Origin of the sequence: Streptomyces spinoverrucosus, assembly GCF_006539505.1 — a bacterium.
In the GTDB taxonomy this organism is placed as follows: domain Bacteria; phylum Actinomycetota; class Actinomycetes; order Streptomycetales; family Streptomycetaceae; genus Streptomyces; species Streptomyces spinoverrucosus.
The window spans coordinates 17088-29814 of record NZ_BJND01000061.1 but is presented as its reverse complement, the minus strand read 5'-3'; the positions used below and the strand labels follow the sequence as shown (position 1 = coordinate 29814).

The 12727-nt window shown below is 70.5% G+C and carries 14 protein-coding genes; 13 read left to right on the top strand and 1 reads right to left on the bottom strand.

Annotated elements, in window-relative coordinates:
* Positions 1–113: 113 nt before the first annotated feature.
* The 11 genes from SSP24_RS32895 (at position 114) to SSP24_RS32845 (ending at position 11412) form a co-directional block, all read left to right on the top strand.
* Positions 114–614 carry an inorganic diphosphatase gene (locus SSP24_RS32895; RefSeq protein WP_141313625.1) on the top strand — a complete coding sequence of 167 codons (501 nt, stop codon included), beginning with the start codon at positions 114–116 and terminating at the stop codon, positions 612–614.
* A complete protein-coding gene (locus SSP24_RS32890) occupies positions 611–1366 on the top strand; it encodes a 2,3-bisphosphoglycerate-dependent phosphoglycerate mutase (protein WP_141313624.1) in 756 nt (251 codons plus the stop codon). The genes SSP24_RS32895 and SSP24_RS32890 overlap by 4 nt, the downstream gene beginning before the upstream one ends.
* Before the next feature lie 35 nt (positions 1367–1401).
* Positions 1402–2676, top strand: coding sequence for a phosphopyruvate hydratase (gene eno, locus SSP24_RS32885; protein WP_141313623.1), 1275 nt, complete (start codon positions 1402–1404; stop codon positions 2674–2676).
* Positions 2677–2867: 191 nt separating this feature from the next.
* Positions 2868–3674 carry a class I SAM-dependent methyltransferase gene (locus SSP24_RS32880; protein WP_141313622.1) on the top strand — a complete coding sequence of 269 codons (807 nt, stop codon included), beginning with the start codon at positions 2868–2870 and terminating at the stop codon, positions 3672–3674.
* Positions 3671–4078: a hypothetical protein gene (locus tag SSP24_RS32875; protein WP_141313621.1), complete on the top strand. Its 408-nt coding sequence runs from the start codon at positions 3671–3673 to the stop codon at positions 4076–4078. The genes SSP24_RS32880 and SSP24_RS32875 overlap by 4 nt, the downstream gene beginning before the upstream one ends.
* A gap of 136 nt (positions 4079–4214) precedes the next feature.
* Positions 4215–4862 (top strand): choice-of-anchor M domain-containing protein, encoded by a 648-nt coding sequence (locus SSP24_RS32870; RefSeq protein ID WP_141313620.1) that lies wholly within the window; start codon positions 4215–4217, stop codon positions 4860–4862.
* Positions 4862–6541 (top strand): choice-of-anchor M domain-containing protein, encoded by a 1680-nt coding sequence (locus SSP24_RS32865; RefSeq protein WP_141313619.1) that lies wholly within the window; start codon positions 4862–4864, stop codon positions 6539–6541. Before SSP24_RS32870 ends, SSP24_RS32865 begins: the two co-directional genes overlap by 1 nt.
* A 107-nt stretch (positions 6542–6648) precedes the next feature.
* The gene (locus SSP24_RS32860) at positions 6649–8190 is read left to right on the top strand and encodes an anchored repeat ABC transporter, substrate-binding protein (protein ID WP_141313618.1); all 1542 of its coding nucleotides are present in this window, start codon (positions 6649–6651) and stop codon (positions 8188–8190) included.
* Positions 8191–8198: 8 nt separating this feature from the next.
* Positions 8199–9788 (top strand): TIGR03773 family transporter-associated surface protein, encoded by a 1590-nt coding sequence (locus tag SSP24_RS32855; RefSeq protein ID WP_218037117.1) that lies wholly within the window; start codon positions 8199–8201, stop codon positions 9786–9788.
* Positions 9785–10525, top strand: coding sequence for an anchored repeat-type ABC transporter ATP-binding subunit (locus SSP24_RS32850; protein WP_141313616.1), 741 nt, complete (start codon positions 9785–9787; stop codon positions 10523–10525). Before SSP24_RS32855 ends, SSP24_RS32850 begins: the two co-directional genes overlap by 4 nt.
* A complete protein-coding gene (locus tag SSP24_RS32845) occupies positions 10522–11412 on the top strand; it encodes an anchored repeat-type ABC transporter permease subunit (RefSeq protein ID WP_141313615.1) in 891 nt (296 codons plus the stop codon). The genes SSP24_RS32850 and SSP24_RS32845 overlap by 4 nt, the downstream gene beginning before the upstream one ends.
* Positions 11413–11525: 113 nt before the next feature.
* Here the strand turns inward: SSP24_RS32845 and SSP24_RS32840 are convergent, their stop codons facing one another.
* Entirely contained in the window at positions 11526–11744 is a 219-nt protein-coding gene (locus SSP24_RS32840) for a CBS domain-containing protein (protein ID WP_229866294.1), read from the bottom strand.
* Positions 11745–11821: 77 nt separating this feature from the next.
* Here SSP24_RS32840 and SSP24_RS44990 point away from each other — a divergent pair, with 77 nt between their 5' ends.
* Together SSP24_RS44990 and SSP24_RS32830 are read left to right on the top strand one after the other, a co-directional pair.
* Positions 11822–11950: a hypothetical protein gene (locus tag SSP24_RS44990; RefSeq protein ID WP_268255109.1), complete on the top strand. Its 129-nt coding sequence runs from the start codon at positions 11822–11824 to the stop codon at positions 11948–11950.
* Positions 11951–12174: 224 nt separating this feature from the next.
* Entirely contained in the window at positions 12175–12720 is a 546-nt protein-coding gene (locus tag SSP24_RS32830; protein ID WP_229866293.1) for a copper chaperone PCu(A)C, read from the top strand.
* Positions 12721–12727 lie beyond the last annotated feature (7 nt).

The window sequence follows — 12727 nt, the reverse complement described above, 5'->3', positions numbered from 1 at the left end:
GGAGCCTGAACGGCTGTCTCGTCGCTGGTCGCGCGGCTCCCTGATTCCGCGGGCGCTTTTCACTACTCGGTGAACGGGGACTCCCACCGGGTGGATATGACCAGGAGGTCACCGTGGAGTTCAACGTGACAGTGGAAATCCCGCAGGGATCCCGCAACAAGTACGAGATGGACCACAAACTGCACCGCATCCGCCTGGACCGGCTGCTGTTCACCTCCACCCAGTACCCGGCCGACTACGGCTACATCGACGGCACCCTCGGCCGCGACGGCGACCCCCTCGACGCCCTGGTCATCGTCGGCGAACCCACGTTTCCCGGCTGCACCATCGAGTGCCGGGCCGTCGGTATGTTCGTCATGAAGGACGAGCGCGGCCCGGACGAGAAGGTGCTGTGCGTGCCCGCCCACGACCCGCGCTACGCGCATGTGCAGGACATCGGCGACATCCCCGACTTCGACCGGCTGGAGATCACCCACTTCTTCGAGGTCTACAAGGACCTCGAGCCCGGCAAGTCCGTCGAGGGCTCCCACTGGGAGGGCCGCGACCAGGCGTACGCCGAGATCGACGCTTCACGCAGACGGGCGACGGAGGCGTCGGACGGGGAGCCTTCGTGACCGTACCGGGCACGCTGGTCCTGCTGCGGCACGGGCAGAGCACGACCAACGCCGCCGGCCGCTTCACCGGCTGGCTGGACGTCCCGCTCACCACCGACGGCGAACGTCAGGCCGCGGCGGCCGGCGCACTGCTGGCCCGGCACGCACTGCTGCCGGACATCGTCCACACGTCGATCATGGCCCGCTCGATCCGCAGCGCCGACCTCGTCCTCAACACGCTGGACCGATCGTGGATCCCCGTGCACCGCACCTGGCGGCTCAACGAACGCCAGTACGGCGCCCTGACCGGCCGCTGCAAGAAGGAAGTCCGCGCGGAAGCGGGCCCCACGCTGTACCACCACTGGCGCCGCTCGCTGCACGGCAAGCCCGCCCCGCTGCCTGCCCAGCAGCTCACCCGCCTGCGCGCGGATCCCCGCTACGCAACCCTGCGTCCCGACGCGCTGCCCGCCGTGGAGAGCCTGGCCGACATGACAGCCCGCATCGCCCCGTACTGGGCGGACGTACTCGCCCCTCAACTGCTCACCGGAGCCACCGTGTTGGTGGTCGCCCACGGGAACTCCGTGCGCGCCCTGGCCACCGTCCTGGACCAACTCTGCGAAGACGAGGTCCTTGGCCTCAACATCCCCACCGGTCAACCGCTGCGCTACGACTTCGACCACGCGATGCGCCCGCGCGTGCGCGGCGGGACGTACCTCAACCCGGATGCCGCCCTGACCCAGGCCGAATTGGTCGCCGCCGAAGGCCACACATGATCGTCCACGCCAATCCCCGCGAGCAAGAGACTCCCATGACTTTGCAGATCACGAACCTCCACGCCGTCGAGATCCTCGACTCCCGCGCCCGCCCCACCCTCGCGGTGACCCTGGAGACCGCCGGCAGCATGCGCGTCAGCGCCGGTGTCCCCTCCGGCGCTTCGACCGGCACCCGCGAGGCCGTCGAACTCCGCGACGGCGACAGGGCCCGTTACAACGGCCAGGGCGTGCTGACGGCCGTCGGCCATGTCAACGGCGAGATCGCCCAGGCCCTCACCGGCCGCACCTTCGCCACCGCGGCCGAGATCGACCGCGCACTCATCGAGTTGGACGGCACCGATACCAAGTCCCGCCTGGGCGCCAACGCCATCATCGGCGTCTCCCTGGCCGCGTGCCGCGCCGAAGCCGCCCTTGCCGGACGGGAGTTGTGGCAACACCTCGCCCAGATCGCGGGCACCACCCCGCGGTTGCCGGTGCCGCACTTCAACGTCGTCAACGGCGGCGCCCACGCCGCCAACAACCTCGACTTCCAGGAGTTCATGCTCGCCCCGCTCGGCGCGCCCAGCCTGCCCGAGGCCGTCCGTGCCGGGGCCGAGGTGTACGCCCGTCTCAAGGCCCGCCTGTCGGCCGAAGGCCACGCCACGGGCCTCGGCGACGAGGGCGGCTTCGCCCCCGCGATCGACCGCCCCGAAGACGTCTTGCAGCTGCTCGTCGATGCGATCACGGACGCCGGATACACCCCGGGCCGGGACGGCGTGGCAATCGCCCTGGACCCGGCGGCCAGCGAGTTCCGCGGCCATGACGGTCTGTACCACATCGCAGGCACGGCGGTGACCAGCGATCAGCTCATCGACCGCTACGAGGCGATCACCGACCGGTTCCCCGTGTGGTCGATCGAGGACGGCCTCGCCGAGGACGACTGGGACGGCTGGGTCCGGTTGACCGAACGCCTCGGTGACCGCGTCCAGTTGATGGGCGACGATATCTTCGTCACCAACCCCGCCATCATCACCGACGCGATCAGCAAGAAGATCGGCAACTCCGCCTTGATCAAGGTCAACCAGATCGGCACGGTCACCGAGACCCTCGACGCCATGCGCATCTGCCGCGAGGCCGGCTACACCCAGATGGTCTCCCACCGCTCCGGCGAAACACCGGACGCCTTCATCGCCGACCTCGTCGTCGGCACCGGCGGCGGCCAACTCAAGTCCGGCGCCCCCGCCCGCGGCGAACGCATCGCCAAGTACAACCGCCTCATCGAAATCGCCGACACGAACACCGCACTCCCCTTCGGCCTCGCCACCGTCTGACCCACCGGTCCGCCGACCCCGGCGACGGTAGGCCATGCTCATTGCAACGTCCTCGCCAGTGACGGCATCCGCGAGCTGTACAGGTCTCGCCTCGGCGCGAACCGCCTCCAGTCGCACGCGTGGGTGTTCAAGGGACTGCCCAACGAGTAGATTCGCGATAACGACAATCGTTTTAATGATTGGGGGGTCCGGTGCCCGCACAACAGGCCGCCATCGGCGAGGTGTTCAGCGCAGGTGCCGAGGAATTCCACCGCTGGTCGCCCCTACTGTGGGACCCGGTCGGGCAGGCCACGGTGGAGGTGTCGGCCCCGGCCCTCGGTGAACGGGTGCTCGATGCCTGCTGCGGGGCGGGAGCGTCGGCGCTGCCCGCGGCCCGGGCCGTCGGCTCCGATGGACTGGTCGACGCGGTGGATCTGGCCGGGGGTCTCGTGGCGCTCGGTGAGCGGCGTGCGCGCCAGGACGAGCTGTCGAACCTCCGGTTCCACGAACACGACGTGACGGCCTGGGTGGCACCCGACGGCGGCTACGACCTGGTGCAGTGCTCCCTGGGCGTGTTCTTCTTCCCCGACATGGAGCGCGACACCGCGAAGCTCGCGGCCCTGCTGCGGCCAGGCGGGCGGCTTGCGGTGACCGTGTGGGAGAAGGGCGCGCTCGGCGGCTGGGGGCAGGCGTTCAAGGGGGCGGTCGAGACAGAGCGTGCCTGGCCGGGGTCGTCGCAGTCGGAGCAACTCGCCCGCATCGACACCGCCGACGCGCTCGCCGCCTGGCTGGAGGGCCTCGGACTGAGCAGCCCTCGGGTCGTACGGCGGGAGCTCGCCGTACCGCTGACCCCCGCGACCGCGTGGGACCTGGCCGTCGGCAGCGGCACCCGCGCCCTGCTCCACGGTCTGGCGCCCGACGCGGTGGACCGCGTCCGCGCGCGCTTCACCGCCGCGCTGGAGGCGGCCGCGGTCACGGACCTCGACGTCCGGATCCTCACCGCGACGGCCGTCGCATGACCCGTCGGCAGCAACGCACCGCCCGGCAGGCCGCCGAGGGGTTCACGGCCGCGGTCTGCCGCTCCGAGGACGGCTGCGGTGCGGCAGACGACCGCGACCTTGAAGCGCTGCGTGCCGCGACCCGCAAGGTGCCACTGGGGCTGCTGGTCGCCACCGGCTGCCTGGGCCGGCATCTGTACTGTCCGCACCACGAGGGCAATCAGGTTGCGCGCGCGGGCCATCGCGTGGTGGTCCAGCCGTGCACCCGGGACCGTACGCCGCTCGGCCCCGCCCTCGCCTTCGGCCCGTTCACCGATCCGGCACAGGCCGAAGCCCTGGCCGCCTGGCTGGCAGAAGGCATGGGCCGAGGACGCCGCCCTCCCCGACATCTGCTGGCCGTACGTCCGTCGCACAGCACGGAGTAGCAGCGTCGTTCCGGCTTCCCCTCGGGTCTCACATGGATCCCACGTAACCCATTGCCTCCCGCTTTTGAAAATGATTACCATGTGAGTTGTCTGCGCACCTTCAAGCAGGTGCGCCTTCTGATCCGGGGGGATCATCTTGCCTACCCTTGCCCGCACCCTGACCATTTCCGGCTCCGTCGCCGCCGCCCTCGCGCTCGGCGGCCTCGCCGCCACCCCGGCCGTCGCCGCCACCACGCTCAGCAGCGGCCACGTCGACGTCCTCGACGCCGAGTGGGACGGCACCGACCTGCATCTGCACGTCCACGACGAGGAGAACGCCACCGAGTACGAGCCGGCCGACGTCACGCTGTCCGTGCCGGCCGCCGCGAGAGTCGCCAACCCCGGTTACGGCTTCCTCGGCAGCGGCAGCCAGATATGGCTGCTGCCGGACACCGAGGCCGAGGCCGACGCGGCCGGCGTGCTCTTCCCGGGCATCTCCACCGAGCACCTGACCACCGGCGTCTTCGCCAACAACGCGGTGACCTACCGGCTCGTCAGCGCCACCCGGAACGGTGCCGCCACCAATGACTTCAGCATCTACGAGGGCGCCGGCACCCGCTGGTACGACAGCAACCCCGCCACCACCGGCTTCAAGTCGAAGTCCTTCGCCGTCAGCTCGCACAACCACGCCAACTGGGCCTTCGAGGAGGCCGGCACGTACGAGCTGACCTTCTCCGTCCAGGGCACGGTCGACGGCGTCACCGAGTCCGCCACCGAGACGTACACCGTGGTCGTCAGCTCGTGATGAGAGCCCTGACGCGCGGAAGACGCGCCTTCACGGCCGCTGCCCTCACCGCGGCGACCGCAGTGCTGCTGGGCGCGGCAGGGCTGGTCGTCGCCGGCGGCAGCGGGGATGCCCGCGCCGCCGGCGGTGCCGTCGTCCTCGACGAGGGCGAACTGGACTTCACGCCCAGGCTGGTCGACGGAAAGCTCCAGTTGCAGATCGACGACCGCAGCGGGGACACGACGGTCACGCGCGAGCCGTCGACCGTCGTCCTGCATGCCGTACAGGAATCCCTGCAGACCACCCTGAGCCCGGTCGCCAACGCGCTGGGCACCACCGACCTGGACACCTGGCAGCTCAACGGCTGGGAGGCGGCGGACATCTTCGCACCCGAGCCCGGCTGGAAGGGCACCGAGGCAGGCGGGGACACCGAGGTGACGCTCGCGGGGTACGACGGCCCCGGAGACTTCGGCATGGCCACGTACACCCGGGAGATGGACTTCTCGGACATCCCGGCGGAGGCCCATCTCGGCAGCACTGCCGCGGCTCCGCGGTCCTTCACCCTGTCCGGCAACCAGGAACGGATGCTGCCCACCTGGTTGTTCACGGCGGAGGGCGTCTACCGGCTCACCTTCACCGTGAGCAGCGGCGGCGCCACCGACACCGAGACCCTCGCCGTGGTCGTCGGCGACGACGTCGACCCGGCCGACGTACTGCCCGGCGACGGCTCCACCCCGACGGCCACCCCGACGAGTCCGGCGCCCACGAGCCCGTCGCCCACCACGCCCGCGGCGCGCGTCATTGCCGAGGGCCATCTCGACATGGCGGCCCGCCCGGTGGACGGCGACCTGGAGTTCCAGTTCAAGGAAGGCAGCGAGACCCAGTACGAGTGGCACGAGCCGAGCAAGGTCGTCCTCCATGTGCGGCCCGCCGCCAAACGGAAGATCCCGGAGGGGTACGACTTCCTCGGCACCCCGGGTGACGCGGTGTGGTGGCTGCCCTTGCAGCAGAAGGCCGGCCTCCTGTGGCCCGGCTGGAACACGCAGGAGTACGCCACGAAGGACCTCGACGGCAGGATCTCCTTCCGGCTCGACTCCGTGCAGGGGCCCGGAAACGTCGCGATGTTCTACGACGACGCACTGGGAGCCCCGGTCGTCACGCTCAACAGCGGTGACGGTTTGCCCGACGCGCACACCCTCAAGCCGGGCACCCACAGCCACTTCAACTGGGCCTTCACCACGGAGGGCGTCTACCGCACCACGTTCACGGTCAGCGCCACACTCGCCGACGGTACGAAGGTCAGCGACACGGAGACCTTCGCGTGGGTGGTCGGGGACGACGTGGACCCGGGAACCGTGACGCCGGGCGCGGGTGACGAGCCGACCGCGACACCGACGACCACCCCCTCGGCGACACCGACGGCCACGGCATCCGCCTCGCCGTCCCCGTCGTCCTCTTCGGGCGGACCGTCCGCATCACCGACCGCGCAGCCGTCCGACTCGGCCTCGGGCGGCGGGTCGACGGGTGGCGGTTCCAACGGCACAGGCGGAAGCGGCGGTTCGGCACTGGGCGCCACGCCGACCGGCGGACTGGCCTCCACCGGAACGGGCGCCGCAGTGCTCGCCGGTGTCGCCGTGGCCGCGTTGCTCGCGGGCGGCGGGGCCGTGTTCGCCGTACGCCGTCGGCGTACCGCCCGGTAAGAGCTGCGCGTACGGCGGACTGGAACCAGGCAGCGACTGGTCCGCCGTACGCGGCTTCGTCATGTTCCCCGAACGGGGGCGCCAGCGAACAGAGAAGGGGGAGCCCCATGCGGGGCCACGCCAAAGGCAGCACCAGGGCCGCGCTCGCCGTAGGCTGCGCGCTGCTCGCCACGGCGGCGACCGGGTGCAGCGGGATCCGGTCCGGATCGTCCGACGCCGCCCTGACGGTGTCGACGACCACCGCGATCATCGCCGACCTGGTCAAACAAGTGGGCGGTGAGCGCGTCGACGTCAACTCGATCGTGCCGCTCCACGGCGATCCACACTCCTACGAGCCCAGCCCCGGCGACGCCGCCAAGGTCGCCAGGGCCGACGTCGTGTTCAGCAACGGGCTGCTCCTCGAAGAGCCCGGGATCATGAAGATGGTCCACAACAACGCCCCCAAGTCCACGCCGAAGATCGAAATCGCCGAGAAGCTGGAGCAGTACGGCGGCACGGTCATGAAACTGGAGGAGGACCTCGGGCTCGACGTCCTCTGGCTCGGCTGGGCCGTCGAGGGCCGGGTCGCCGGTGACGGCTCCCAAGTCCGCACGACCGCGACGAAGCTGGAGGGCCCGGGCGAGCTGCGCGTGTATCTCACCGACACGCTCGGCAGGCCCAAGGTGTACGTCGACTCCGCCGACGGCCTCGACGCCGAGGACTCCTTCACCCTGCCGCCCGAGGCGCACACTCACGTCAACTGGGCCTTCAGCAAGCCCGGTACGTACAAGCTCACCGTCGAGGGCAGGACCGAGACCCTCAATGGGAACGCGGAGACGTTTGGCAGCGGGACCTTCACCTTCACCGTCGGCGATGCGGCCGAGGCCCCTAAGGGTGCGACCGTCCTCGACGGCGGGCACGCCGATGTCGCTCTCAACGCGGAGACCGGCAAGGTGTACGTCCGCGCCGACGAGGAGAAGAGCGGCGAGCGCACCCGGCACCCCGCCTCGGACGTGGTGCTCAATGTGCCGGACCGGGCGAAGGAGTCCGTGCCGAAGGAGCAGCCGTACGCCTTCCTCGGCAAGCCCGGTGCGGACCTGTGGGTACTCCCCCAGGCCGTCATCGGCAAGCACGTGCACGGCGACCTGGACCCGCACGCCTGGGAGGACGTCGCCAACGCGGAGGCCTACGTCCGCCGCATCGAGGCCGAGCTGATCAAGGCCGACCCGGACGGGAAGGCGACCTACGAGAAGAACGCCGCGGCGTACCTGAAGACGCTCGGCGCGCTCGACCAGGAAGTGGCGCGCAAACTCGCGACCATCCCCGAGGAGAACCGCGAGCTGATCACCACGCACGACGCGTTCGGTTATCTCGCCAAGGCGTACGGCATGCAGGTCGCCGGTTTCGTCGTGCCGGTCCCCAACCGGGAGCCGAGCGCGGCCGAGGTGGAACAGCTCGGCAACACCATCCGCGAGAAGCAGGTCCCGTCGGTGTTCCTGGAGCCAAACCTCGCCGCACGCGCCGACGTGCTCAAACGCGTCGCCCAGGACCAGGGCGTCGCAGTCTGCACGATCTACGGCGGCTCGTTCGGCGACAAGATCCACGACTACGTATCGATGATGCGGCACAACGCGAACGAGCTCGCGAAGTGCCTTGGAAAGGACGCCTGATGACGGCCATGGGCAAGGCAAACAGGGAGCGTGTCGCCGTGGCGGTCGTGCTCGCGGCCACGCTCGCGGGAGGCGGTGTCGCGGTCGCGGGCGAGGGCGGCACGGGGTCCGGACTCGGCCGGATCGCCTATGCGGACGGGGTGTTGACCCTCGATGCCTCGGAGGTGGCCGAGGCTCCCGTGATCGAGATTCCCGACGCTCGGCTGGGGACCGCACCGGCACCCGGCTGGGACACCACCGGCGTACCCGCGGACACCGTGGACCAGGACACCCTGCGGTGGTCGCTCACCGGGCTCGACGGGCCGGGCGATCTGCGGGTGTACGCGGCCGACGGCGAAGGCGAGGAGGGTGCGCCGCTGTTCGACAGCGCGGACGGCCTGCCCGACGGATACGAAGTGCTCGCGGGGCAGCAGGGCTCCACCCGATGGGTGTTCACCGCGGAGGGGACGTACCGGGCCATCTTCACCGCCGAGGCCAGGACCGTCGACGGGCAGGAACTGTCCGTCGGAACCGTCTATACGGTGCTGGTCGGGGACGAGACCATCGCACGGGCAGCCGAAACCGAGGAGACCGAGGAGGAGGAGCCGGGCGGCGCGTCCGACGAGCCCGCTGCCACGAAGCCCGGCGCCGAGCCGACGCCTGAGGCGCGGAACCTCATCGCGGCGGCCGGGAAGGCGCCCGCCTCCGTCGGCAGCTCGGCCGCGGATGCCGATGTGGTCTCGACGCCTGTCGTCATCGACGAGGGCCACATCGACCTCGCCGCCCGAGTCGTCGACGAGAAGATGCAGATCCATGTCAAGGACGGCACGGTCTCCGGAAAGACGACCTGGCGCGAGCCCTCGTCCGTCGTCCTGCATGTCAAGCCCGCCGCCAAGAACACCCTCCCGGATGGGGACGACTTCGCCTTCCTCGGCAAGCCCGGAGACCCCGTCTGGCTGCTAGACCAAGTGCAGCAGGACGGACTGCTGTGGCCCGGCTGGTCCACCGACAACATCGAGGCGGGCGCCACCAAGGGCGGGGTGAAGTTCTCCCTCGACGACGTCAAGGGCCCCGGTACAGTCGCGCTCTACACCTACGACGCGATGTCCGGCGCGACCGTCCTGTTCAACAGCAAGGACGGAGTCCCGGACTCCTTCGACATCCCGGCGAACACGCACGCGCACGGCGGCTGGGCCTTCACGAAGGAGGGCACGTACCGGCTGACGTTCAAGATGAGCGGCACGCTCGCCGACGGCACGGCGGTCAGCGACACCGAGACCGTGGCCTTCGTGGTCGGCGACGAGAACCCGAACTCCGTCACACCCGGCGACGGATCGGGCAACGGCTCCTCTTCCGGCACGGGTGGAACCGGCACGGCGGGTGACGGCCCGTCGGGCACATCCGGTGACGACGGGTCCCCGGCGGGCGGTTCCTCGGACAGCGAGGGCAGCAAGGGCAGCGAGAGCAGCAAGGGCAGCGACGGCTCCATGGCCTCGACCGGTGCCGGGAACGCCGTACTCCTGGCCGGCACCGCGGCCGCGCTCGCCGCGCTCGGGACGGCCTTCGTCGCCGTGACCCGCAGGCGCCGGAGCCGTGCCGTCGGAAGGGCCTCCGCGTGAGCAACGCAGAGCCGCTTCTGCGGGCCCGGGACGTGAGCGTCGTCCTGGGCGGCAGGCCCGCCGTCCAGGACACTCACCTGACCGTGCACCGGGGCGACCTGCTGGGGCTGCTGGGCCCGAACGGCGCGGGCAAGACCACCCTGCTGCGCGCCGTGCTCGGCCTGGTCCCCCTCGCGGGCGGCGACGTGCTCATCGACGGCCTGCCCCCGGGCCGGGCCCGGCACCTCGTCGGATACGTGCCCCAACGCCACGAGTTCGCCTGGGACTTCCCCATCGACATCGCGGGAGCGGTGCTGTCCGGCCGTACCCGCTCCATCGGCTGGCTGCGCCGTGCCGGGCGCGCGGACCGGGCGGCGGTCGAGGAGGCGCTGGAGCTGGTCGGCCTCGCCGATCTGCGCCGGCGCCCGATCGGGGAACTGTCCGGCGGGCAGCGCCAGCGCGTGCTCGTGGCCCGCGCCCTGGCGAGCAATCCGCAACTGCTGCTTCTGGACGAGCCGTTCACCGGCGTGGACGTGCCTACCCAGGAGCTGCTCAATGACCTCTTCGCCCGGCTGGCGGCCGACGGCAGGAGCCTGCTGATGACCACCCACGACCTGGCGGCCGCAGCCCGCACCTGCACCCGGGTGGCACTGCTCAACCGCACGGTCGTCGCCGAGGGCGGCCCCGAACTGCTCGCCGACCCGGAACAGATGCTGCGCGCCTTCGGCCTGGACACCGCGATCGGAGCCGCCGCGTGACCGTCGTGGAGTTTCTCACCGATCCGTGGCACCTGCCGTTCATGCAGCGGGCGTTCGCGGTTGCCGTGATCACCGGGCTGGTGTGCGGGGTCGTCGGCGTGTACGTCGTCCTGCGCGGCATGGCGTTCATCGGCGAGGCCGTGTCGCACTCGGCGTTCCCGGGCGTCGCCCTCGCCTACGCCTTCCAGGGCAACCTGCTCCTCGGCGGAGCGATCGCCGGACTGACCACCTCGCTCCTGATCGCCCTCATCTCGCAGAACCGCCGCCTGAAGGAGGACACCGTCATCGGCGTGTTCTTCTCCTGCGCGTTCGGGCTCGGCATCGTACTGGTGTCCACGCAGGACAGCTGGTCCACCGACCTGTCCTCGTTCCTGTTCGGGCAGGTCCTCGCGGTCGGCCCGGAAGACGTGTGGACGGCGGCGGGCGTCGGTGCGGTCCTGGTGGCGGTGGTGCTGCTGCTGAGCAAGGAACTGGTCGCCGTCAGCCTCGACCGCGAGACGGCCCGGGCCGCCGGGCTCCCCGTGATGCGGCTCGACCTGATCCTCTACACGGTCGTGACCGCCACGATCGTGATGTCCCTGGAGGCGGTCGGCAACATCCTCGTGTTGTCCCTGCTCATCACTCCGGCCGCGGCGGCCCGGATGCTCACCGAACGGCTGTGGACGATGACTCTGCTGGCGTCGCTGTTCGGCGGCACGGGCGCGCTGGCGGGACTGTACGTGTCGTACGCCTACGACCTGGCCGCCGGCGGCTCCATCGTCTGCGTCCTGACCGCCTTGTTCGCCCTCACCTGGTGTCTTGCACCCCGGCACGGTCTGCTGGCCCGGGCCCGCCGGCGCAGGGGCGAGACGCGGCGCCCGGTCACCGAGCAGGCGGTCGGGGCGTGACAGCCTCCTTACAACGGCAAGCCCCGCGCTCCATGAGGAGAGGGGGGCCGGCGGTGGCGGGTAACCCCCTTGTCCATCCTTGCCCATGGCCTTGCGTACGCAGTCACGCTTCGTCACAGTGTCTTGCGCCGCCAGGCGGACGACGAGCTCAGCCAGGAGGTGACCCGGCTGATGTCCGAGGACGTGACGATGCCGACCAGTCGGCCGCCTTCCAGCACGAGGGCACGATGGGCGGAACTGGCCTGCAACTCGGGCACGAGCTCCGCCAGGGGGTCGTCGGGGTTCGGCGTCGGCAGGTCGTCGGCCGACCGAATCCGGGACGAGAAGGACATCGATACCAGCGATCACGCCCACGCCGTGCACGACCGGGAAAGCCGTTCTGACCGAAACGGGGCTCAAGAAGGGCACCGTGATCGACGTCGAGTTCGACGAGCGGTCAGGAGGCATCGTTCACCTGCTGACCGCGGAGGAGCGGATCCCGGGAGACGAACTCCTGGGAGTCGGCAGCTACGCGGTAGTCGTCACCACCCCACGGTGACTTCTGGAGTCTCCTGGCGGCATTCCCGAGATGCACGCGCTCGTTGGTCAGCGCCGCATGGCGACGGTCCCCGCCTGCATATGACCTCCCCTTCCCCGGCCCTCGCCCTCACCGCCCCGCTGGCTCCTCCGAGTGGTCCAAGAGCTGACATGCGGCAGCCGTAGGCGTGGGATGCCTGAGTGCGGCGACGTGCCACCAGGAGTTCCGGGAGCGATGGAATGAAGATGAGACCGAGGGCAGCGAGTCCGTGGCGCAGGCCAGTCGCGTTCGCCGTGGTGGGCTGTCTCGCGGCGGTCTGGGGCGCGACGGGATGCGGCAACGACAACGAGTACAACCCGCCGGGCGCCAACGCCCGTGTCGGGCCGGTCCTGATCCGGTACGCCCACCTCGCCGAACCCCCCGACGGCCCCTGGGAGACCGGGGACGACGTCCCCTTCTACGCCTGGTTGTTCAACCAGGGACAGCGCTCCGACAGGCTGCTCGGGGCGAAGACGACCGTCGCGCCCTCCGTCGACATCGTGACCGCCGACGGCGCGGTACGAGGCCCGGTGGCACTGCCCACCGGCAAGCTGGTCGAGCTGGAGGAGGGGCGCGTCCACCTGCAGCTCAGAGGCCTGCGCCAGCAGATCCGGGGCGGTGAGTTCGTGTGGATCACCCTGCGCTTCGAACGCGCCGGCGAGATCGCCTTGCAGGTGCACTCCCAGATCCCCACCTACGTCGACGACGACGCCACCGACGTACCGGGACTGACCTCCCCCTCACCGCAATAGCGAGCAA

Coding starts and splice junctions, on each gene's coding strand:
- eno (WP_141313623.1), top strand. CDS start 1,402: ATGACTTTGCAGATCACGAACCTCCACGCCGTCGAGATCCTCGACTCC.
- SSP24_RS32875 (WP_141313621.1), top strand. CDS start 3,671: ATGACCCGTCGGCAGCAACGCACCGCCCGGCAGGCCGCCGAGGGGTTC.
- SSP24_RS32865 (WP_141313619.1), top strand. CDS start 4,862: ATGAGAGCCCTGACGCGCGGAAGACGCGCCTTCACGGCCGCTGCCCTC.
- SSP24_RS32860 (WP_141313618.1), top strand. CDS start 6,649: ATGCGGGGCCACGCCAAAGGCAGCACCAGGGCCGCGCTCGCCGTAGGC.
- SSP24_RS32855 (WP_218037117.1), top strand. CDS start 8,199: ATGGGCAAGGCAAACAGGGAGCGTGTCGCCGTGGCGGTCGTGCTCGCG.
- SSP24_RS32840 (WP_229866294.1), bottom strand. CDS start 11,744: ATGTCCTTCTCGTCCCGGATTCGGTCGGCCGACGACCTGCCGACGCCG.
- SSP24_RS32830 (WP_229866293.1), top strand. CDS start 12,175: ATGAGACCGAGGGCAGCGAGTCCGTGGCGCAGGCCAGTCGCGTTCGCC.